The sequence below is a fragment of the Gemmatimonadota bacterium genome (assembly GCA_041390125.1).
GTDB lineage: Bacteria > Gemmatimonadota > Gemmatimonadetes > Longimicrobiales > Gaopeijiaceae > JAGQIF01.
Genome location: JAWKQN010000006.1, coordinates 108,050 through 128,284, shown reverse-complemented (window position 1 = coordinate 128,284; position 20,235 = coordinate 108,050). Strand labels below are relative to the sequence as shown.

Below are 20,235 nucleotides of genomic sequence, written 5' to 3'. Positions count from 1 at the left end.
CGCCCGAGGACCGGGCCAGGATTCACTCAACTCCACAGATCGCCGAGCGTAAACCCCTCGGGGAACGGATCTTCCGGGTCCAGCACGAGGTGCGAGAAGCCCGTGATCCAGGCTCGCCCCTCCAGCGCGGGCACCACGGCGTCCCGGTCCCCGATGCGGGTCGGGGCACCAAGCGACCCCGTCCAGACCGTGCCCAGGATCCCTTCGTGGCGGAAGGGCTGGCCGACCTCGAGCAGGCCGCGGGCGTGCAGGACCGCCATGCGGGCGCAGGTGCCCGTGCCGCACGGGGAGCGGTCCAGCGCGCCCCGCCAGGTGGAGGGGCGATCCCAATCCACGGTGCCCGTGGAGACGACGACGGTGTTGCGCCCGTCCGCGTGGGGACCCGAGGGCGGTCCCGTGAGCTGGGCGATCGACACGCCCTCGATGCCGGGGTTCGTCGGGTGGACCGCGGGCAGCTGCTCGCGGGCCGCGGCGGTGAGCATCGCCCCCACGCGCGCCAGTTCGGCGCCCCGTTCAGGCACGAGCTCCAGCCCGAGGCGGGCCGCGTCCGCCAGGACGTGGAACATGCCGCCCCAGGCCACGTCCACCCGCACCCGACCGAGGGTCGGCACGTCGATCTCGGCGTCCAGGTGCACGGCGAAGGCCGGCACATTCTCGAACCGGATGGACTGCACCTGCCCTGCGCGGACCCGCGCCTCGATGCGCACCAGACCGGCCGGCGCCTCGAGCGTGAACCGCGTGACGGGCTCGGTGGGTTCGATCATCCCGGTCTCGAGGAGCACGGTGGCCACACAGAAGGTGTTGCTCCCGGACATGGGCGGGTACTCCGTCTGCTCCAGGATCACGAACCCGGCGTCCGCCTCGGGATGGCAGGGCGGCACCAGCACGTTGGCGCACAGGGCGGGGTAGCCGCGCGGCTCCCGGAGCAGCAGGCGTCGCAGGCCGTCGGCCTCGCGCTCCATCCAGCGCATGGTGTCGTAGACGCGCTCGGCCGGGGGGATCCGCACCCCGCCCGTCACGACCCGCCCGGGCTCGCCGCCCGCGTGCGCGTCGACGACCGTGATGACCCGTCTGCCTCGCATCGCGCTCCTGCCGGTGTCGGTGGCCCGTGACGTCCTCCGGGCCTGCGGCCCGGCCACGACAGGCAGTAGACCGGCCTGCCCGCCGGTCCGCAATCCGCGGAGCGGGGCCCGCTGGCCCGTGCGCGCCGCGTCGCCTACGCTTCGCCCCATGGATCTCCGCCACCCGCCGGCCTCCGTCCGGGTCGATCGTTTCACGGAGGCGTTCGGCGCTCCGCCGACCCACGTGGCATTCGCGCCCGGGCGCGTGAACCTCATCGGCGACCACACCGACTACAACGGACTCCCCGTGCTGCCGATGGCGCTGCAGCGGCGCGTGGAGCTGGTCCTGCGGGCGCGGCCCGACGCCGTGGTCCGGGTGGCCAACGCCGACCCCGCGGCCGAACGCGGCACCTTCCTCCTGTCCGAGCCCCTGGAGCGCGGGCGCCCCGGACACTGGCTGAACTACGTGAAGGCCGGCGCGGGGGCCGTGCAGACGCTGGCGGCCGAGCGGGGCGTGGCGCCCGTGGGGGTCGATGCCTGGGTGACGAGCGATGTGCCCGTGGCCGCAGGGCTCAGCAGCTCCTCGGCGCTGGTCGTGGCCACGATGCTGGCCCTGCTGCACACCAACCGGATCACCTGTGCGCGTGCCGAGCTCATGGCGCGAGCCGCGCGCGCGGAGCGCTTCGTGGGCACGGAGGGCGGTGGCATGGACCAGGCCATCTCGCTGGGCGGTCGAGCGGGTCACGCGCTCCGCATCGACTTCGAGCCGTTGACGCTGCACGCGATCCCCATTCCCGACACCTGGCGCTTCGTGGTCGCGCACTCGGGCGAACGGGCGGAGAAGTCGGGGGAGGCACAGGCCGTCTACAACGCGCGGGTGCGCGCGTGCGCCGACGGCCTCGCGGCGCTGACCGCGACGTGGACGCCCGCCGAGCGCACGGATCTGGGGGTGGACGGGGGTGCGGGCGTGACGTACGCGCGTCTGCTGGCGCGCCCCGATCTCGCTCCGGTGGCGCGCGCCGAGACCCGGCTGGACGGCCCGACGCTGCGCTGCGTGCGGCACACGTTGACGGAGGCGCAGCGGGTGCTCGCCGCGGCGGCGGCGCTGGCGCGGGGGGACGCCGAGGACTTCGGCGCGGCGATGGATGCGTCGCACGCGAGCCTGGCCGACGACTACGGCGTGAGCACGCCGCGCCTGGACGCGCTGGTCACCGAAGCCCGTCGTGCGGGCGCGCACGGCGCGCGATTGACCGGGGCGGGGCTCGGGGGATCGATGGTGGCGCTCACGGACGAGCACACGGAGGAGTCCGTGCGCGCAGCGCTGCTGCGCCGGTTGCGTGACTTCGCGGTCGAAGATCCGGTCGTCTTCACGGCCGTGGCCTCCGACGGCGCGCGCGTGGATGCGCTCCTTTGAGCGCGCGGGCGGCGCCTACCGCGTGAGGCTCACGCGCGGAAGCATCCGGAGCAGCCCCCAGCCACAGACGACACAGACCGCATAGGCCGTCACGGCCCACGTCGTGCGGCCATAGAGCAGGTAGCCGGTGCCGAAGAGCGCCGCGTAGATCGTCGCGCAGCCCAGGAACCACCCCGCCACCGCTGCCGGGATGGTGCCGTCTCCCGGTCGGCCGTGGGTGTCCACCACCTGCTGCCATCCCGAGCCCGCCGGCCGGATACGGTCGTAGAAGCGTTGGAGGGTGGCGCGCTCGGTCGGGCGGGTCAGGAACGTCACCGCCAGCCACCCCACGGTCGTGACGGCCACACCGATCACCAGCTGCAGGGACGCGTCGAGCGGGGGCAGGCCCACCCGGGTGTGGACGAACTGGAACCACACGGCCACCAGGAACGACGCCCCCATGGCGGCGATCTCGGTCCAGGCGTTGATGCGCCACCAGAACCAGCGCAGCAGGAACACCAGTCCGGTGCCGGCCCCGATCTGCAGGAGGATCTGGAAGGCCTGCATGGCGTTCTCCAACCAGAGCGCCACCGTGGAGGCGAGCACGATCAACCCCACCGTGGTGATCCGCCCTACCGTGACGTAGTGCCGTTCGTCCGCGTCCGGCACGAGGAAGCGGCGGTACACGTCGTCCACGACGTACGAGGCACCCCAGTTCAGGTGCGTGCTGATGGTGGACATGTAGGCCGCGGCCAACGAGGCCACCACCAGGCCGAGCAGACCGGTCGGCAGGAAGACCAGCATGGCCGGATAGGCCAGGTCGTCACGCACGATGGAGGGATCCACGTTGGGGAACCGCTCCGCGAGCGAGGCCAGATCGGGATACACCACCAGCGAGGCGAGCGCCACGATCAACCAGGGCCAGGGGCGCAGCGCGTAGTGGGCCACGTTGAACCACAGCGTGGAGAGCATGGACTCGCGCTCGTCGCGCGCGGCCAGCATGCGCTGCGCGACATAGCCGCCTCCGCCCGGCTCCGCGCCCGGGTACCACGTGCTCCACCACTGGATCGCCACCGGCACGATGAAGATCGCGAGCGCGGAGCGGGGATCGGAGAAGTCGGGCAGGAGCGACAGCCGGCCCTGCACGGCGGGATGGGCGAACAGCCCGTCCAGCCCGCCCACGGCCGGATGGGCCAGCGCGAACCAGGCCGCGGCCACCGATCCCACCATGGCGAGCACGAACAGCAGCAGGTCGGTGACCACCACACCCCACAGCCCCGACGTGGCGGAGTAGATCACGGTGACGGTGGCGGCCAGGACCACCGTCTCGAACTTGCCGAGCCCCAGGAGCACCCCGCCGATCTTGATCGCGGCGAGCGTCACCGTGGCCATGATCATCACGTTGAAGAACACGCCCAGGTAGATGGCGCGGAAGCCGCGGAGGAAGGCGGCTTCGGGCCCCGAGTAGCGCAGCTCGTAGAAGCTCATGTCGGTGAGCGCACCCGAGCGCCGCCAGAGCTTCGCGTAGAAGAACACCGTGCAGAGCCCGGTGATGGCGAAGGCCCACCACACCCAGTTCTGCGCCACCCCCCCGCTGCGGACCAGGTCCGTGACCAGGTTGGGCGTGTCGGTGGAGAAGGTGGTGGCCACCATGGACGTGCCGAGCAGCCACCACGGCAGCTTGCGTCCGGCCAGGAAGAAGTCCTCGGTGCCCTGGCCCGCGCGCCGCGCGAAGAAGACGCCCACCGCCAGCGCCAGCGCCCCGTACGCCGCGATCACCGCCCAGTCCACCCACTGGAGCTGCATCCGAGCCTCTGCGTTCTACGTGAAGAGGGACGCCGGATAGCGCCCCTCGCGGAACCATTCCGCCAGGCGCGCGCGCACGGGCGCGGCGTCCGCGGGATGCGTGACGCCGATCCACTCGGCGTCGGTGGGCCGCACGGTCACGACCAGCTGGCCCGACTGCACCGCTTCGGCCACCGCGGTGGGAAGCTGGTGCTCCTCCCCGGCGGACGCCCGCTCCCGGAAGCGGGCGAAGGAGGCCGCCAGCAGCGGAAGCACCCCCGCCTCGAAGCCCCACAGATTGAGCGAGACGGGGGTCGTGCCCGGCAGCGTGACGGAGGTCCCGTCCAGTCGGCGCCCGCGCACCGCTCCGGCAGGCGTGGCCTCCAGCCCGAGCGTCTCCTCGATGCCGAGCAGACGGTGCGCCGCGTCGGTCACGCAGGCACCGCGCGAGACCCCGCCGTTCGAAGAAAGGGTGCGGTCCAGCGGGTAGGCCACGAGCACACCCCGCACGGGAGCGGAGGGCGCGCCGGGACGCAGGGCCGCGAGGCTGTCGGCCAGGGCCGCGAGGGCGGCGCGGCCGTAGAGGTCGTCGGCGTTCACGACGCCGAACGGTCCGCGCACGTGCGGCGCCGCGGCCGACACCGCGTGCGCCGTCCCCCAGGGCTTGCCGGTGGCAGCGTCCACCTCCTGGAGGGCGAAGTCGAGCGCGAGCGCCCGCGCGGCCCCTCGTTGCAGCCGGTCGCGCAGGGGAGCCTCGAGCTCCGCGCGCGTGACCAGCACGGCGTGACCGATCCCGGCGCGCCAGGCGTCGTGCAGCGTGAGCTCCAGCAGGCTCTCACCGTGCGGGCCCAGCGGCTCGAGCTGCTTGGGCCCACCGAAGCGGCGACCGAGGCCCGCGGCCAGAACGACGAGCGTGCGCACGCGCCGGAACGCGCCCGAGACTACGACAGCGTGCGGTCGAGGTAGGCCTTGAGCCGCTGCCAGGCATCGAGCGCCGGACCGCGCGCGTCCTCGGCGTCGCGCTCCACGTAGAGCCAGAAGCCGTGGTTGACGTCGTCGTAGATGTGCACGTCGTTCGGCACGCCCGCTTCGCGCAGCGCGGCCACGAAGCCATCCACCTGCTCGGGGGACGGGCCCTGGTCCTCCGCCGCGAACGTGCCGTATACCTCGTGATGGATGGAGGCGAGCCGCGTCGGGTCGTCCACGAGCCCTCCGTAGAAGATCGCAGTGCCGTCGTGGCTCTCCCCGTCCAACGCATACGACAGCGCCACCCCGCCGCCGAAGCACCACCCCATCGTGGCCACCTTGCCGGTCACGTCCGGGCGGGCCCGCAGGGTACGCGCCGCGGCGTTCAGGTTGGCGATCATGGCCTCGGGATCCTCACGGGTCTCGCGCACCAGCGCCATGTTCTCTTCGGGGTTGGAGCCGGTGCGTCCCTGGTAGAGGTCGACGGCCAGCGCCACGTAGCCCTCGCGCGCGAACGCGTCGGCGATCTGACGGATGCGGTCGACCACGCCGTTCCACTCGTGGATGAGCAGGACGGCGGGGAAGGGGCCTGCACCTTCGGGCACCGCGAGGTAGCCCGTGGTGGCGCTGTCGCCGTCGACGTAGTGGAGGTCCATCCCCTGCGGCGCGCCGCCTTCGCCCAGGATGGCCGGCGGCAGTTCCTCCGGCCCGGTCGGCGCCATCTCGATCCGGGGCTCGGCCGGTGCGGCGGTGTGGTCCCCGCCGTCTGCCGACGCGGCGCCGTCCCCGCCCCCGCAGGCGGTCAGGGCGGCGGGAAGCACGAGGAGCAGGGCGGGCAGCACACGGACGAGAGACCCGGGCATGGCGGACTCCGGCTGGAAGGGACGGTCCGGCCATGTTCGGCGCGCCGAAGCCGGCGCGCAACGGGCAGGCGGGTCACTCCCCCCGGACGACGCGCGTGAGCAGGACGGCCGCCCGGTCCAGCACGGCGCGCTCGTCGGGGCTCAACCGCTCCAGGCCGGACGCCAGTCGGTCGATCCGGCGCTGCCGACCGGCCTGCAGCAGCGTGCGCCCGCGCGCCGTGGCGTGGATGCGCTGGATGCGCCCGTCCCGGCGGTCGCCCGTGCGGCGCACCAGGCCCTCGCGCTCCAGCGCCTGCACGAGCCGGGTGATGGTGGGGGGACGGACCTGCTCGGCCGCAGCCAGCTCCCCCACGGTGCGCGGGCCGCCGTACACCAGCACCGACAGGACGGAGAGGCGAGGGGCGGAGAGCCCCGACGCGGTGTCCACGGCGCGCACCCAACGCAGCAGGTGGAGCGCGGCCGAATGCAGCCGGTCTGCGGTGCGCAGCAGCTCGGGCGTGGTGGCGTCTTGCGAAGGGTCGGACATGATCGTATTTAGTTAGTGTGGCTAAATACTTCAACCCCGGGGTCGCCATGTCCTTGCCGCACGCGCCGCTCGCGATCGGGCAGATCGCCGTCCACGTCGAGGATCTGCCGCGCGCCGTCGGGTTCTATCGCGACGTCCTCGGGCTCCCGCTCCTGTTCGAGGCGCCGCCCTCCCTCGCGTTCTTCGACTGCGGGGGAGTGCGGTTGATGCTCTCCGGTGCGTCGGAGCCGGGCTTCGACCACCCCGCGTCCATCCTCTACTACCGGGTGGCCGACATCGTGGCCGCGCACGCCGCGCTGCGGGAACGGGGAGCGACGTTCGTGGACGAGCCCCACGTCGTGCATCGCACCGAGCGGTACGCGCTGTGGATGACGTTCCTGCGCGATACGGAAGGGAACACGCTCGCCCTGATGGAGGAGCGGACGGAGGCCTGAGTCAGGCCGCGGCGGCCGGCACGCGCCTGCGCCGCCGACGCGCCGGGGCGGCGATGGCGACCGGCGCGTCGCGTCGCGACACCTGTGGCACGCACCCGTCCGCCGGGCGCACCACGTCCTCGAGGGCGCGCACGCACACGGGGTCGAACAGTGTCCCCGCACCCTCCCGGAGGATGGCGCAGGCGCGCTCCTGCGGGTACGCCTGCTTGTACGGCCGGTCGGTGCAGAGGCAGTCGAAGACGTCCGCGACCGCCACGATCCTCGCCACCAGGGGGATCTCTTCGCCGCGCAGGCCGAAGGGGTAGCCCGAGCCGTCCCAACGCTCGTGGTGGGTCAGGGCGATGACGCAGGCGGTCTCGCGCAGCTCGGGCGGCCCGGCGGCCAGCATGGACGCGCCCAGGGCCGGGTGCCGCTCGACCTCGCGGCGTTCGGCCGGCGAGAGCGGGCCGGGCTTCTCGAGGATCGAGCGCGGGATGTGCTGCTTCCCGATGTCGTGCCACCGGGCCGCACGGGCCCAGCCTGCGCACACGTCGGCGGAGAAGCCCAATCGGGCGGCGATACGGCCCGTCCACTCGGCCACCCGGCCGGCGTGGTCATCCGGATACGGCGTCACGGCGGTTCGCTCCATCCAATGGGGCCACCAGGGGCGGCCTCGTCGGGGGTGTGGATCACTGGGGGGCGTCCACGCCTTCGGACCGCTCGAGGGGCGTGAAGTCACATCCCGCCGCCCGCGGATCCCCTGGCGCTCTTTCTACTAATCGAGTAGTTGACAGGCGCGCCCAAGGCCGGTATCCTGCTACTAGATCCATAGTAGATCCCCCGATGGGAGGCGTCGTGGACCTGGTCTTTGCCGAGCGCGAGCTGGACGTCATGACCGTTCTGTGGGACCTCGGCTCCGCCACGGTGGCCGAGGTGCAGGAGCGGCTCGCGGACCCGCTCGCCTACACGACCGTGCTGACCGTGCTCCGAACCCTGGAGGAGAAGGGGTTCGTGGCGCACACCGAAGAAGGGCGGGCCCACCGCTACCACCCCACGGTGGCCCGGAAGGCGGCGCAGAAGAGCGCCGCCGACCGCCTTGTCACCCGCGTGTTCGGGGACTCTCCGGAGCTGCTCCTCCAACAGCTCGTCTCCGACCGCCGCCTCTCCGAGGCCCAGCTCCGCCGCATCCGCTCGCTCCTGGACGACCGCCTGAAGGAGGAGGACCGATGATCGCCGCCTGGATGCTGTTCACCGTCGTGGTCTCCGGCGCGATCGCCCTGGCGGCGCTCGGCGCCGAGCGCCTGTTCCGGCACGCGGGCGTCCCGCTGCGCTTCGCCTGGAGTGCCGGGCTGGTCGCGGCGGTGCTGCTGCCCGCCGTGCGGCTGTCCGGGCTGCTGCCGGAGCGGTCTGTGGCCGCTCCGGACGCGTCGGCGCCGTCCGGTGTGTTCGTGCTGGAGGGGCTGAGCGTCACCGTGCCCCAGGGCTCGGCGACGCTGCTGGTGGATCAGTGGGCCCTCGCGGGCTGGGGGATCCTCTCGTGCGGTCTGCTGGCGCTGACGGTCGGCGCGCTCCTGTCGCTGCGGGCACGGGCCCGCGCGTGGCAGGCCACCACCGTTCTGGGCGGGCCGGCCTGGATCTCCGAGGACACCGGCCCCGCCGTCACCGGTGTGCTGACGCCCCGCATCGTGCTGCCGCGCTGGGCGCTGGACGCGCCCGATCTGCCACTGATGGTCGCGCACGAGCGCGAGCACGTGCGCGCCGGGGACGGACGCCTGCTCGCCGGTGCCTGGGCGCTCCTGCTGCTGGTACCCTGGAACGCGCCCCTGTGGTGGATGGTGCGGCGCCTGCGCGCGGCCATCGAATCCGACTGCGATGCCCGCGTGCTCGCCAAGGGCGACGTCCGCCTGCGCGACTACTGCGAGCTGCTCCTGCGCGTCGGCGCGCGTCGCTCCCCCGGGCTGCTCCCTGCTCCGGCGCTGTCGGAGCCCGCGTCCCTGCTCGAACGTCGCATCGACGTGCTGACGGCCCGGGGGCGGCTCGGGCGCACGCTGCGTCTCGTCGTCGGGGCGTCCGTTGCGGTCGCGCTCGGGGTGGCCTGCTTCACGCCGCAACCCGAGGCGGGGGGACCGCTCGCGCCCGAGCTCCCGGAGGCAGGGGTGACGGCGGCCGACGTCACGGCCGGACCCACCTTCACGCCGTTCACCGTGCGTCCGGATCTGAAGAACCGCCAGGACGTGCAGGCCGCGCTGGTGGAGGAGTATCCACCGCTCCTGCGGGACGCGGGCGTCCAAGGCACCGTGAACGTGTGGTTCTTCATCCGCGACGACGGCGTGGTGGGGGACGTGCGCGTCCAGGAGAGCTCCGGACATCCGGCCCTGGACGAGGCCGCGCTGGAGGTGGCACGCGTGATGGAGTTCACGCCCGCGCTGAACGGAGACGAGCCGGTCCCGGTGTGGGTGGCCTTCCCGATCACGTTCCAGACCGCTTCGTCGCAGGCATCCGTTCCCGTTCGTCCCAGCCTCAACGGCGGAGAGACGGGTCGCCTCGAGACGCCGGAGGGTGTGGCGTACACGCCGTTCACGGAGCGGCCGGGTCTCGTGGACGTCGAGGCCCTGCAGGCGACGCTGCAGGCCGAATACCCACCGCTCCTGCGTGAGGCGGGAATCACGGGCACCACGCTCGTGTGGTTCCACATCGATGAGTCGGGCACCGTGACCGACGCGCGCGTCGGTCGCAGCTCGGAGCACGAGGCCCTGGACGAGGCGGCGCTGCGCGTGGCACGTGCAGCGCGCTTCACGCCCGCGCGGAATCGCGGTGAGACCGTCGCGGTGTGGGTGGCCTTCCCGATCCGGTTCGAGCCGCCCACCGGGGGCTGAGCGCTCCGCTTCTGCACTGCAACCGGAACGGGCCGCCGCGTGCTGCGGCGGCCCGTCGCCCTCCGGCCTCGGCGGCGCGGTCCCGCGGGCTACCCGCCCATCATGCTGCGCAGCACGAACCCCACGTTGGCGGGACGCTCGGCCAGCCTTCGCATATACCACGGGAACCAGGCCTCGCCGTAGCTGATCAGCACGCGCACGGTATAGCCCTCCGCCGCGAGCTGGTTCTGGGCCGAACGCTGGATGCCGTACAGCATCTGCACCTCCCAGCGATCCTTGCCCCACCCGCGTCGCGCGGCTTCCGAGGCCACGCGGCGGAGCAGCGGCACGTCGTGCGTGGCCAACCCGTGCGGCTGTCCCCGTCCGTCGTACAGCTCGATCAGACGCAGCGAGAGCTCCTCGAAGCGCTCGTCCACCTCCGCCTTGCTGGGAATCGCGACCGACGCCGGCTCCGCGTAGGCGCCCTTCACGAGACGCACGGCCGCGCCGGCGCCGGCGATGCGCTCGAGATCCTCCGGTGTACGGTGCAGATAGGCCTGCAGGCACAGCGCGAGGTTCTCCCGTTCCCGACGGGCCGCTTCGAAGACGTCGAGCGTCGCGTCCACGTAGCGCGAGTACTCCATGTCCACCCAGAACGTGTGGCGATGCTCGGCGGCGCGGGCCGCAAGCCGCACCAGGTTGCGCACCGTGAGGTCCCGGTCCAGGTCGAGCCCGAGGTGGGTGAGCTTGACCGAGACGTGCGTGGGCAGCTCGGCCGCGCCGATCCGGTCCATGAGGTCGAGATAGTCGGTGACGATCGCTTCCACCTGGGCCTTGGAGGAGACGTTCTCGCCCAGGCAGGTGAGCACGGACTGGATGCCGCGCTCGGACAGCGAGCTGGACTCGGCGAGCGCATCCTCGGGCCGCTCTCCCGGCATGAAGCGCGCGACCGCTTGCTTGGCGAAGGCCCGGCTGCGGAACTGCCGCTCCAACCACCGGTTCTGCGACCCCCACAGCAGCGCGCTGCGCATGACTCCCACGACGTCTCCTGGTTCGGCCGTTGGTGCGGAGCGCGACAGGCGGGGGCTCCGCGGCACCGACGATAAGCGAAGCGGCCAGCTCCCGGCGAGTCCCCCTCGCGTCGTCGTGGGGACGCCTCCGGGCGCGGAGGTGTCTCAGCCGCCCAGCGCCCGCTCCAGGTCGGCCAGCATCTGGCGCGAGGGTGCGTGGTCGGGCATGAACTCCACCGCCCGGCGCGCGTGGGGCAGGGCCTCCTGGAAGCGCTGCAGACGAAGCAGCGTGCGGGCCAGCTCGAACTGACCCCGGCCCAGGCCCGGATCGGCTGCCACGGCGCGTGCGTACGCCTCCGCCGCGTCCGGCAGGCGTCCGGCCCGTTGATGCAGGTTGCCCAGGTTGAACCACGCCAGCGCTTCGTGGGGATCCAGACGCGCGGCGTCCTCGAGCGCGCGGCGGGCCCCGGCCGGATCGCCCGCGGCTTCCAGCGCCACGCCCAGGTTGACCTGCACGAGCGGCTGGGCCGCATCGGCCGCGAGGCTGCCGCGGAAGGCGTCGATGGCGCCGGCCAGATCGCCGGCCTGGCTACGCAGCTGCCCCAGGGCCGACAGGATGCGTGGGTCACCGGGCGCGATCTCGAGCGCCTTGGCGTAGGCCCGCTCGCTCTGCTGCAGGGCGGACGTGGCCCGCGCCCGGTCGCCCAGGAATCCGAGCGCCAGCACCCAGCGCCCGCGCAGCGCCGCGGCGTCCTCGGCGCGCCCCAGGGCGTCCACGAGCAGGGTGCGCACGCGCGGGTCGTCGCCCCGGCTCCAGTGCAGCGCAGCCAGCGCCAGGCTGCGTACCTCCAGATCGGGGCTGCCGGCCAACGCCTCGAGCCGCTCGGCCACCCCCGGCGGCAGCGTGCCCATGTCCGGCTGCAGGTGATCCGTCAGCACGCGGGCCAGCGCCTGGAACTGCACGAGCGGATCGGTGAGATCGGGCCGGAGCAACGCGGCCGGGTCGCCGCGCCCGGCGAGGGCGTCGCGCTGCGCCTGGATCAGCGGACGCTGCGGCTTCCCGGCACCCCAGCGCTCTTCGGTCCAACGCTCGAGGGTGGCCGCGTCCGTGTCCTGGTGGCACTGGGCGCAGGCGGAGACGATCCCGAGGGAGGCATCGAAGGCCGGACGCGGCACCGCGATCGTGTGGTCGGAGCGTGCGAACGGGACGCCCTCGCCGACCTCGGGATGCTGCAGATACGGCATGTGGCAGCTCACGCAGCGGCTCCCTTCCGACTCCAGCGCGTGGAAGGTGTGCTGCGCGGGGTCCGCCGCCTTGCTGGCGTGACAGGCCGTGCACTGTCCGTCGTCGAACGGAGAGGCGAGGGGCTGCCGGTCCACGTCCCAGTAGCCCTGCCCGTGCGGCTCGTGGCAGCTGACGCAGTCCATCGGCCCCTCGAGATAGCAGGCGCTGGCGAGGTGGTTGGCCTGGTAGGCGAACGTCCGGACCCGCCCGTCGATGTGCCACGGCTCCTCCCCCAATGCCGGGAAGGCGAGCGCGTAGTGATCCGTGAGGTCCTCACCCGGCAGATAGCCTTCGGCGATCACGTCCTTGAGCGCATGGCACTGGAAGCAGACGGAGAGCGAGGCGTCCTTGTCCGTCCAGGCGAGGCTCTCGAGCCCGATGTCGACGTCCGTGAACGTGCCGGCGCCCGCCATCTCCACGTGACGCCGACCGGGTCCGTGGCACGATTCGCAGTTGACCTGGAGCGTCGTGTACTCCGTCTCGTACGTGCCCGCCGCGGCATCGAACTCCAGTCCGATCTGGCTGCCGTGGCACTCCTGGCAGTTGGCGAAGCGATCGAGCGTCCCGATCGGGCGCAGGGGGGGCCAGTCTCCGCAGGCGGCCAGCGCCATGTCCGCGCGGATGGGCTCCCATCCCTCGTCCAGGCGCGTGCCGGTGTTGCAGAACCAGGTGCCCGCGGTGCGCGACCAGTCCCACGGGAGGAAGCGTTGGGTGCCGTCGGGCACGGCCGTGAGGAACCCCTGCGTGCCTCCCCCCCGCATGTGGCCGCGGCCGATCACGCCCACGACCGGGAAGACCTGCTCGGCGAACCCGTCCTGGCGGACCACGAACTCCCACGTGCCGCCGCGGACGCGCGGCGTGACGGTCCCGTCGGCGAAGCGGATGGGCGACCCGTCGAACGGGGCGATCACCACGTCGGGGCCGGGCACCCCACCCGCCCGTCCGTGCGTCGAGGCCGCCCAGGCACGGTAGGCCTCGGTGTGACAGCCGCGGCAGGCCTCCGCCCCCACGAAGTCGGCGCGCGCGACCGACGCGGCCGGGGACGCCGGTGCAGGCGCGGGGAAGGGAGGGGCTTCACGGGGGACGGGAGGCGCATCCGGCCCACAGCCCGCGCCCACCAGGAGGGACACGAGCAGCGCCCGCACGCATCTGCTCCGGTGGGTGTGCGTCCCCTCACGCATCGGGAGCCTCTCCCGCCCAGGCCGGCTGCGTGCACGCACAGAGGGTGCGGATGTACGCCACCAGCGCACGGATCTGCGCGTCGTCCAGGAGCGACCCGAACGGCGGCATGCGTGGGCTGCCATCCAGCACCCAGGCGCCCGCGTGGATGCCGTCGTACAGGGTGTCGTCGGGGCGCGCGCCCATGCGCTCGGGGTCGGCGTGGACGGCGGGCGGCGTGGGGAGCGTCGCCGCGTTCCAGCCGTTGGAGCGTCCGTCCGCGCCGTGACACGACGCGCACCAGCGCGCATACAGCGCGGCCCCTTCCACTTCCGTGTGTGCGAGCGCGGTCCAGGCCGGATGGGTGGGATCGGCCAGCGAGCGGGCGACCCCCTCCGGGCGGGGCGAGGGATCGGAGAGCAGCAGAGCCGCGAGCGCTTCGGCGTCGCGGGCCGCCACCGCCTGCTGCGGCATTGGCGCGCCGGGTGCCGCGGCCTGCGGGTCGCGGATCATCTCCACCACGAACCCCGGCCGCAGGCGGGCGGCGAGGCCCGACAGCGGCGGAGCCAGCCCTCCACCCTCGCCGAAGGCAACGTGGCAGCCCAGGCACGCCGCGCGATCCTCGAACAGCCGGCGCGTGCGGGCCGCCGCGAACGGCGTGAGGGCCGCGGGCGCCTCGGCGCGCGCCTGGCCCTGGCGCTCCAGGAAGTCGGCGAGCGCTTCGGTCTCCTCGGCGCTCAGGCGGAAGTCCGGCATCCGGGCCCCCGGCGCAGTGGCGTGCGCCGGACCCCGCACCGGTGCGGGATCCACCAGGAAGCCGCGGAGCCAGTCCCCGCGCACCCGTGCACCCTCCCGCGACAGATCCGGCCCGACCTGCGGGGACAGCGCGTCGTCGTTCGGGCTCGCATGGCAGCCCGCGCACCCCAACACGTCGTAGATGCGCGCGCCCCGCGCGGCGTCCACCTGCGGGTGGCGGGCGCGCACGTCGGCCAGGGCCTCGGGCTCCGTGCCCAGGTGGAGGGCCAGGGCGAGGCGCTCGCCTTCGTCGAGACGGAAGTCCGGCATCCGGGCCGGCGCCAGCTCGGGGCGGCGGGGCGCAGGATCGGCCAGGTACGCGAAGACGAACGCGGCCTCCAGCGGAGGAGCGCCGGGGCCGAGCGCGGGCGCCCCCGTCCGGGCGGCGCCGGGCTCGGGCATCCCGGCGTGACAGGCCCCACACCCGAGCGCCGAGGCCAGCTCGGGACCGGCCTGGGCGCGGAGCGGAGCGGGAAGGCCCAGCAGGAGGGACGCGGCCAGCGCCCCGAGGCCCGCGAACCGGCGCCGCGACGGCTTCGGGCCGGAACACCGCCCGGGACCCGCGCCCACCGCCACGAGGGCGGGGACGCCACTCGCGGGGAGGACGAGGGTACGCATGGGCCAAACCCTCGGACGGCGCTTCCGTAGTGTCAAGCGTGGAGGCGTGCCCTGCTCCTGCGGAGCCGCCGACCCCGGGGTACGTTCCCCCCAGGACGGCCCCACCCCCCTCTGCGCGAGGTGATCGCCATGGACAGCCAGCCCCGCTCGCTCACGCAACGCATGACCGGCGCCGCGCTCCTCGACGTCGACACCTTCGAGGAGGTGGAGGCCGACGAGACCGCCACCGGACAGGCCGCGCTGGTCGTGGTGGTCGTGGCCGCGTGTCAGGCGATCGGACACTGGGGCAGTCGCAGCGGGATGATCACGGGCGCGTTGGCCGCGCTCGCGGGCTGGGCCGTGTGGGCCGGCGTCACGTATCTCATCGGCACCCGACTCTTCGACGGGCGCGCCACCTGGGGTGAGGTGCTCCGCACCCTCGGGTTCGCGCAGGCGCCGGGCGTGCTCGCCATCCTGGGGTTGCTCCCGCTCGTGCGCTGGGGCGTGGGGATCGTGCTCCCGTTCTGGATGCTGGCGGCGGGCATCGTCGGTCTCCGGCAAGCGCTGGACATCAGCACCGGCAAGACCGTGATCACCGCCGTGCTCGGGTGGCTGGCGATCGCGATCCCGCGCATCGTGCTCGGCTGGTAGTCGGGCCGCGCCGCGCAGGGTCCATCGTGCACATGCGGACGCAGCGGTCCGAGCCGCGACGCGCACACCGGAGGGGCGTCACCGATGCTGGGTGAGCGCAAGGGCGCGAAGCGCTCGGAGGTCGTGCGCGTGCGCGATCACACGGCCACCGCCGCGCGCGACGAGCTGGCCATCGAGGAGCCGCTCGAGATCCGGCTCGAGCTCCCGGCCACGGGCGGCGCTGCAGCCTCGCCGCGCGCCATCGCGGTCACGATGCGCACGCCCGGCGCGGACTTCGAGCTCGCGGCCGGCTTCCTGTACGGCGAGGGCGTGCTGGACACGCGCGCCCAGGTCCGCGAGATCGCCTACTGCACGTCCGAGGAGCAGCGCACCTACAACGTGGTGACGGTCTCGCTCCGACCGGGCGCCGCGCTGCCCGACCTCTCCCGCCTCGAGCGCAACTTCTACGTGAGCTCCAGCTGCGGGGTGTGCGGGAAGGCCTCGCTGGACGCCGTCGAGGAGATCGGCTGCGCCGCGCTGCCCGACCTGGGCGAGCGCTGGGACGCCGAATGGCTGGGCGCGCTTCCCGGGCAGCTCCGCGAGCACCAGTCGCTGTTCGCGCGTACCGGCGGCCTGCACGCCGCGGGCGTGTTCCGCGCGGATCAGCCGCCGGTGGTGCGCGAGGACGTGGGGCGCCACAACGCCGTCGACAAGGCGGTGGGCGCGCTCCTGCTGGAGGGTGGCCTGCCGGCGGCGCGCGCGGTGCTCGCGATCAGCGGACGCGCCTCCTTCGAGATCCTGCAGAAGGCCGTGCGCGCCGGGCTCGCCACGGTCGTCGCGGTGGGGGCCCCCTCCTCCCTCGCCGTGGAGATGGCCGAGCGCTTCCATGTCACCCTGCTGGGCTTCGCGCGCGGCGGCGACTTCAACGTGTACGCGGGCGCCGGGCGCGTCCGCCTGCCATGAGCGCCCCACCCCTCGGGGTGGTGCTGGCGGGAGGACGCTCCCGCCGGTTCGGCAGCGACAAGCGCGCGGCCGTCCTGGAGGGCCACGCCCTGCTGGAGCGGGCCACCCGGACGCTGCGCGCGGTCACCCCGCACGTCGTGGTGTCGGTGGGGGCGGACGACCCTTCCGCGCGGGAGGACACGTCCGACGGGCCCGGTCCGGGCGGGGCAGGGCTGCCCCGTGTGCTCGATCCGCTCCCCGACGTGGGCCCGCTGGGCGGGCTCCTGGCCGGGCTGCGCGACGCGGAGCGGCGCGGGCTGTCCGGGGTGCTGGTCCTCGCGGTGGATCTGCCGCTGGTCGAGCCGGCCCACCTGTCGCGGTTGCAGCCCGCCGGTTCGGACGCGCCGCAGGCCATCCTGGCGTCGGCCGCCGATGGGACCCGTCAGCCCTTGTGTGGCTGGTATGACGCGCGTGTCCGCAGCGGTCTGCAGACCTGGCTGGCCGGAGGGGGGCGGGCCGTCCTCGCGTTCGTCGAGACCCTCGCGCCGGACTGGGTCGTGGTGGACGACCGCGACGGGGTTTCGCCCCTCCTCAACGTGAACACCCCCGAGGATCTCGATCGCGCGCATCGGGCTCGGGGGCAGCGGGACCCTGAGCCGCGGGCGCCGCGCATCGATCCGTCGCGTCGTGTCGCGCCGCCTTGACGATGGCGGGCCGTTCCGGATATCGTGGCTCGGCTTCCTCCCAACGCTGAACGTCGAGCCCTCTGTGACCCTGACAGGAGCGACGCGGGAGGGACGTACTTCTTCAGACAACTGGCGCACTGCCAGACGGATCCATCTCGGTGTCTCCCGCCCACACCGAGATCACCCGACTCCACCCTGAAGACGCGGAGCGCGCCACCGGACCGGGGCCGCTCCGCTGGAGAGGACACATGAGACATCGATCGTCTGCATGGGCCCGTTGGGCGGCCGCCTTGGCGCTGCTCGCGGGACCGTTCACGGCCGACCTGGCAGCCCAGGAGACCGGCCGCATCGTGGGCCGGGTCGTGGCGGAAGCCACCAACCGGCCTCTTTCCGGCGCACAGGTGTTCGTCGAAGGCCTCCGCATCGGAGGCCTGACCAACGCCGACGGCCGCTACCTGATCCTGAACGCCCCTGCGGGCACGCACACCGTTCGTGTGGAGCTCCTGGGCTACGTGGCCGGCACCCAGCAGATCACGCTCGCGGCGGGCGGCACGGCCACGGCCGACTTCAACCTGGCCGAGACCGCCATCGCGCTCGACGAGATCGTCGTGACGGGCACGGCCGCGGAGGTACGGGCCAAGGAGGTCGGCAACGCGCTGGACGCCGTCACCTCGCGGGAGCTCGAGTTCGCACCCGTCACCAACCCGGAGAACATCATCGGCGGCCGGATCCCGGGCGTCACGGTGGTGCAGGCGCAGGGCCAGCCGGGTACCGGCGGGACCATCCGCATCCGCGGTCAGAACACGGCCTCCCAGGCGCCTGAGCCCCTCATCTACATCGACGGCGTCCGGGTCTACAACCAGCCCATCTCGATTGGCGGGGCCGCCCGTCAGGCCATCTCGCCGTTGCAGGACATCTCGGCCGAGGACATCGAGCGGGTCGAGGTCATCAAGGGCGCGTCGGCCACCACGCTGTACGGGACGGAGGCCGCCGGCGGCGTCATCCAGATCTTCACCAAGCGCGGCGTGGCCGGCGCCCCCATCTGGAACGCCGACCTCAGCGTGGGCGTCTCCAACATGGGCCAGGTCGGTCCGGACGGAGATCCCACCGAGTTGTTCACGCGCTGCGGCCGGACCGAGGACATGTACGGTCTGTCGATGAGCCGCAGCACGGCGGGGGAGAAGGTCTTCTTCGAGGACCCGACCTGTCCCTCCTCGGGTCGCTGGTTCCAGAACGGCGTGCAGCAGCGCTACGGCCTGTCCGTGCGCGGCGGCTCCGAGCGCGTTTCCTACTACGTGTCCGGCAACTACTCGGACGCAAACGGCACGCTGGAGACGCAGCGCTCCCGCGACGGCGGGTTCCGGGGCAACCTGGACTTCCAGCCCATCGAGGACCTGAGCATCGCGCTCAACACCGCCTACACGCGCCGCGCGAGCCGCTTCATCGAGGACGGCAACAACGCGAACGGCTTCCTGCTCAACGTGGGGCGGGGCACCAACGGGAACTTCAAGGGCGGCAAGGGCGAAGACTGCGTCAACGTCAGCGTCCTGTGTGCGTCCAACGGGTACCTGTTCGACTCGGAGAACACGGGGACCAGCGACCGTTACACGACCGGTCTGGTCCTGAGCTACAACCCCGTCGAAGGCCTGAGCAACCGGTTCTCGGTGGGCTGGGACTACCTGAGCTTCGAGTCCGAGGAGTGGGAACCCTTCGGCTACCTGCGTAATCCCGGCGGGTACTACAGCTCGTCCACGCAGTATCGGTCGAAGCTCTCGGTGGACTACGCCGGCTCCTTCCAGAACACGTTCGGCTCGGCGATCAGCTCCACGTTCTCCTGGGGCGGTCAGATCTTCCGCGACCGCAACCGCAACAAGTTCGTGAGCACCCAGGACTTCGCCGGACCCGGCAAGCCCACGCTCACTTCGGGCGGTGGCTCCACGGGCGTCACCGACGCCACCGTGGCCACCACCAACGCCGGGTTCTTCCTGCAGGAAGGGCTGGGCTACCAGGACCGGTTGTTCCTGACGCTGGGTCTGCGCGTCGACGGGAACTCGGCGTTCGGTGATGACTTCGGGCTCCAGTACTATCCCAAGGTCAGCCTGTCCTGGATCCTTTCGGACTACGAGTTCTGGCCCACGGACTGGTTCGACGCGTTCAAGCTGCGCGCCGCCATGGGTGAGTCCGGAAAGGCCCCGGGTGCGTTCGACAAGCTCCGCACCTGGTCCCCCGTGACCGGTGACGAGGGCTCCCCGGGCTTCACTCCTGGCGAGATCGGCAACGACGAGGTGGGTCCGGAGCGCACGCGGGAGATCGAGGTGGGCTTCGACGCCTCCTTCCTGGAGGGGCGGTTCGGCGCCGAGGCGACCTACTACAACACGCGCACCACGGATGCGCTGGTCCCGGTGCGGTACCCGCCGTCGCAGGGCTTCCTGAACACGCGCGTCGAGAACGTGGGTGAGATCAAGGGGTCCGGCTACGAGTTCCAGTTGAGTGCCACGCTGCTGCAGAGCGAGAGCCTGGAGTGGCGCGTCCGCGGCAACCTGGCGTTCAACAGCAACGAAGCGGTGGACCTGGGCGGTCAGAACCTGGACGCCGACAACCTGGCGGGCATCCGCGAGGGTGACCCCGTGCCGTCCTACTACGGACTGGTGGTCACGAACCCGGACGACTTCGCCGATCCGGTCATTGAACAGGACGCATTCATCGGCGCGGTGAACCCCACGCGGATCATCGGGCTCAACTCCAGCCTGTCGCTGGGCCAGAGCATCCTGGCCGACATCCTGTTCGAACACCAGGGTGGGCACTACCTGCCCAACTACACCGGCTACCAGAACGGACGCCGCGGCGTCTGGTATCCCTGCTACGGGATCCAGGAGAAGATCTTCGCGTCCCGCGCCGGAGATGCGAGCGCGCTCAATGACGTCAACGCCATGGATCGCGCGCGCTGCGCCACCAACCTGTACGGCGGGCACGACGCGTCCTACTGGATCGAGAAAGCCGACTTCTGGAAGCTCCGGAGCGTCTCGCTCACCTACAACCTGCCGAGCGAGTGGGTGAGCCGGTGGGCGTCGCGCGCCAGCGTCACGCTGTCGGGGGTCAATCTGATCCGCTGGACGGATTACTCGGGCGTGGATCCGGAAGTTGAAGACTTCCAGGACCGGGCCGAAGGCGGGATCTACGACGGTGCCACGGACTACGGCCGGCGGGAGTACTACCAGGTCCCGGCGCCGCGCACCTTCCTGTTCTCCATCCGCGCGACATTCTGAGGAG

17 protein-coding genes are annotated in these 20,235 nt (G+C 72.6%); 8 read left to right on the top strand and 9 right to left on the bottom strand.

Going from position 1 to position 20,235, the window contains the following annotated elements:
• Positions 1–26: 26 nt before the first annotated feature.
• The gene (locus tag R3E98_07065) at positions 27–1,082 is read right to left on the bottom strand and encodes a proline racemase family protein (GenBank protein MEZ4423150.1); all 1,056 of its coding nucleotides are present in this window, start codon (positions 1,080–1,082) and stop codon (positions 27–29) included.
• Here R3E98_07065 and galK point away from each other — a divergent pair.
• Positions 1,063–2,475: a galactokinase gene (galK, locus tag R3E98_07060; protein ID MEZ4423149.1), complete on the top strand. Its 1,413-nt coding sequence runs from the start codon at positions 1,063–1,065 to the stop codon at positions 2,473–2,475. The two genes, R3E98_07065 and galK, sit on opposite strands and share 20 nt — an antisense overlap.
• 15 nt (positions 2,476–2,490) lie before the next feature.
• Here the strand turns inward: galK and R3E98_07055 are convergent, their stop codons facing one another.
• The 4 genes from R3E98_07055 to R3E98_07040 form a co-directional block, all read right to left on the bottom strand.
• Entirely contained in the window at positions 2,491–4,260 is a 1,770-nt protein-coding gene (locus R3E98_07055) for a sodium:solute symporter family protein (GenBank protein ID MEZ4423148.1), read from the bottom strand.
• Positions 4,261–4,275: 15 nt separating this feature from the next.
• Positions 4,276–5,160 carry an NTP transferase domain-containing protein gene (locus R3E98_07050; protein MEZ4423147.1) on the bottom strand — a complete coding sequence of 295 codons (885 nt, stop codon included), beginning with the start codon at positions 5,158–5,160 and terminating at the stop codon, positions 4,276–4,278.
• Positions 5,161–5,180: 20 nt separating this feature from the next.
• Positions 5,181–6,068, bottom strand: a complete 888-nt coding sequence (locus R3E98_07045) for a dienelactone hydrolase family protein (protein MEZ4423146.1) — start codon at positions 6,066–6,068, stop codon at positions 5,181–5,183.
• A gap of 73 nt (positions 6,069–6,141) precedes the next feature.
• Entirely contained in the window at positions 6,142–6,594 is a 453-nt protein-coding gene (locus tag R3E98_07040; protein ID MEZ4423145.1) for a MarR family winged helix-turn-helix transcriptional regulator, read from the bottom strand.
• Between the two features lie 47 nt (positions 6,595–6,641).
• Between R3E98_07040 and R3E98_07035 the strand changes: the two genes are divergently transcribed.
• Positions 6,642–7,028, top strand: coding sequence for a VOC family protein (locus R3E98_07035; protein ID MEZ4423144.1), 387 nt, complete (start codon positions 6,642–6,644; stop codon positions 7,026–7,028).
• 1 nt (position 7,029) lies between these two features.
• Here R3E98_07035 and R3E98_07030 read toward each other — a convergent pair whose 3' ends face one another.
• Positions 7,030–7,656, bottom strand: a complete 627-nt coding sequence (locus R3E98_07030; GenBank protein MEZ4423143.1) for an HD-GYP domain-containing protein — start codon at positions 7,654–7,656, stop codon at positions 7,030–7,032.
• 194 nt (positions 7,657–7,850) lie between these two features.
• On the opposite strand from R3E98_07030, the gene R3E98_07025 reads away from it, so the two are divergent.
• Positions 7,851–8,237, top strand: coding sequence for a BlaI/MecI/CopY family transcriptional regulator (locus tag R3E98_07025; GenBank protein ID MEZ4423142.1), 387 nt, complete (start codon positions 7,851–7,853; stop codon positions 8,235–8,237).
• Positions 8,234–9,883 carry a M56 family metallopeptidase gene (locus R3E98_07020; GenBank protein ID MEZ4423141.1) on the top strand — a complete coding sequence of 550 codons (1,650 nt, stop codon included), beginning with the start codon at positions 8,234–8,236 and terminating at the stop codon, positions 9,881–9,883. The genes R3E98_07025 and R3E98_07020 overlap by 4 nt, the downstream gene beginning before the upstream one ends.
• Positions 9,884–9,972: 89 nt before the next feature.
• On the opposite strand, the gene R3E98_07015 is transcribed toward R3E98_07020, so the two are convergent.
• From R3E98_07015 to R3E98_07005, 3 genes are all read right to left on the bottom strand, one after another.
• Positions 9,973–10,893: a proline dehydrogenase family protein gene (locus R3E98_07015; protein MEZ4423140.1), complete on the bottom strand. Its 921-nt coding sequence runs from the start codon at positions 10,891–10,893 to the stop codon at positions 9,973–9,975.
• Between the two features lie 144 nt (positions 10,894–11,037).
• Entirely contained in the window at positions 11,038–13,302 is a 2,265-nt protein-coding gene (locus tag R3E98_07010) for a tetratricopeptide repeat protein (protein MEZ4423139.1), read from the bottom strand.
• A 28-nt stretch (positions 13,303–13,330) separates the two neighbouring features.
• Entirely contained in the window at positions 13,331–14,728 is a 1,398-nt protein-coding gene (locus tag R3E98_07005) for a cytochrome c (GenBank protein MEZ4423138.1), read from the bottom strand.
• 129 nt (positions 14,729–14,857) lie between these two features.
• Here R3E98_07005 and R3E98_07000 point away from each other — a divergent pair, with 129 nt between their 5' ends.
• The 4 genes from R3E98_07000 to R3E98_06985 all read left to right on the top strand — a co-directional run bounded on the left by R3E98_07000 (position 14,858) and on the right by R3E98_06985 (position 20,231).
• Entirely contained in the window at positions 14,858–15,358 is a 501-nt protein-coding gene (locus R3E98_07000; GenBank protein ID MEZ4423137.1) for a Yip1 family protein, read from the top strand.
• An 84-nt stretch (positions 15,359–15,442) separates the two neighbouring features.
• Positions 15,443–16,300, top strand: coding sequence for a formate dehydrogenase accessory sulfurtransferase FdhD (gene fdhD, locus R3E98_06995; GenBank protein ID MEZ4423136.1), 858 nt, complete (start codon positions 15,443–15,445; stop codon positions 16,298–16,300).
• Positions 16,297–16,983: a molybdenum cofactor guanylyltransferase gene (locus R3E98_06990; protein ID MEZ4423135.1), complete on the top strand. Its 687-nt coding sequence runs from the start codon at positions 16,297–16,299 to the stop codon at positions 16,981–16,983. Before fdhD ends, R3E98_06990 begins: the two co-directional genes overlap by 4 nt.
• A gap of 230 nt (positions 16,984–17,213) precedes the next feature.
• The gene (locus tag R3E98_06985) at positions 17,214–20,231 is read left to right on the top strand and encodes a SusC/RagA family TonB-linked outer membrane protein (GenBank protein MEZ4423134.1); all 3,018 of its coding nucleotides are present in this window, start codon (positions 17,214–17,216) and stop codon (positions 20,229–20,231) included.
• Positions 20,232–20,235 lie beyond the last annotated feature (4 nt).

What these genes read in the sequence shown, in the direction of transcription:
- galK (MEZ4423149.1), top strand. Translation starts at nt 1,063, where the DNA reads ATGACCCGTCTGCCTCGCATCGCGCTCCTGCCGGTGTCGGTGGCCCGT.
- R3E98_07045 (MEZ4423146.1), bottom strand. Translation starts at nt 6,068, where the DNA reads ATGCCCGGGTCTCTCGTCCGTGTGCTGCCCGCCCTGCTCCTCGTGCTT.
- R3E98_07055 (MEZ4423148.1), bottom strand. Translation starts at nt 4,260, where the DNA reads ATGCAGCTCCAGTGGGTGGACTGGGCGGTGATCGCGGCGTACGGGGCG.
- R3E98_07030 (MEZ4423143.1), bottom strand. Translation starts at nt 7,656, where the DNA reads ATGGAGCGAACCGCCGTGACGCCGTATCCGGATGACCACGCCGGCCGG.
- R3E98_07000 (MEZ4423137.1), top strand. Translation starts at nt 14,858, where the DNA reads ATGGACAGCCAGCCCCGCTCGCTCACGCAACGCATGACCGGCGCCGCG.
- R3E98_07065 (MEZ4423150.1), bottom strand. Translation starts at nt 1,082, where the DNA reads ATGCGAGGCAGACGGGTCATCACGGTCGTCGACGCGCACGCGGGCGGC.
- R3E98_06985 (MEZ4423134.1), top strand. Translation starts at nt 17,214, where the DNA reads ATGAGACATCGATCGTCTGCATGGGCCCGTTGGGCGGCCGCCTTGGCG.
- R3E98_07025 (MEZ4423142.1), top strand. Translation starts at nt 7,851, where the DNA reads ATGGGAGGCGTCGTGGACCTGGTCTTTGCCGAGCGCGAGCTGGACGTC.
- R3E98_06990 (MEZ4423135.1), top strand. Translation starts at nt 16,297, where the DNA reads ATGAGCGCCCCACCCCTCGGGGTGGTGCTGGCGGGAGGACGCTCCCGC.
- R3E98_07040 (MEZ4423145.1), bottom strand. Translation starts at nt 6,594, where the DNA reads ATGTCCGACCCTTCGCAAGACGCCACCACGCCCGAGCTGCTGCGCACC.
- fdhD (MEZ4423136.1), top strand. Translation starts at nt 15,443, where the DNA reads ATGCTGGGTGAGCGCAAGGGCGCGAAGCGCTCGGAGGTCGTGCGCGTG.
- R3E98_07015 (MEZ4423140.1), bottom strand. Translation starts at nt 10,893, where the DNA reads ATGCGCAGCGCGCTGCTGTGGGGGTCGCAGAACCGGTGGTTGGAGCGG.
- R3E98_07035 (MEZ4423144.1), top strand. Translation starts at nt 6,642, where the DNA reads ATGTCCTTGCCGCACGCGCCGCTCGCGATCGGGCAGATCGCCGTCCAC.
- R3E98_07020 (MEZ4423141.1), top strand. Translation starts at nt 8,234, where the DNA reads ATGATCGCCGCCTGGATGCTGTTCACCGTCGTGGTCTCCGGCGCGATC.
- R3E98_07005 (MEZ4423138.1), bottom strand. Translation starts at nt 14,728, where the DNA reads ATGCGTACCCTCGTCCTCCCCGCGAGTGGCGTCCCCGCCCTCGTGGCG.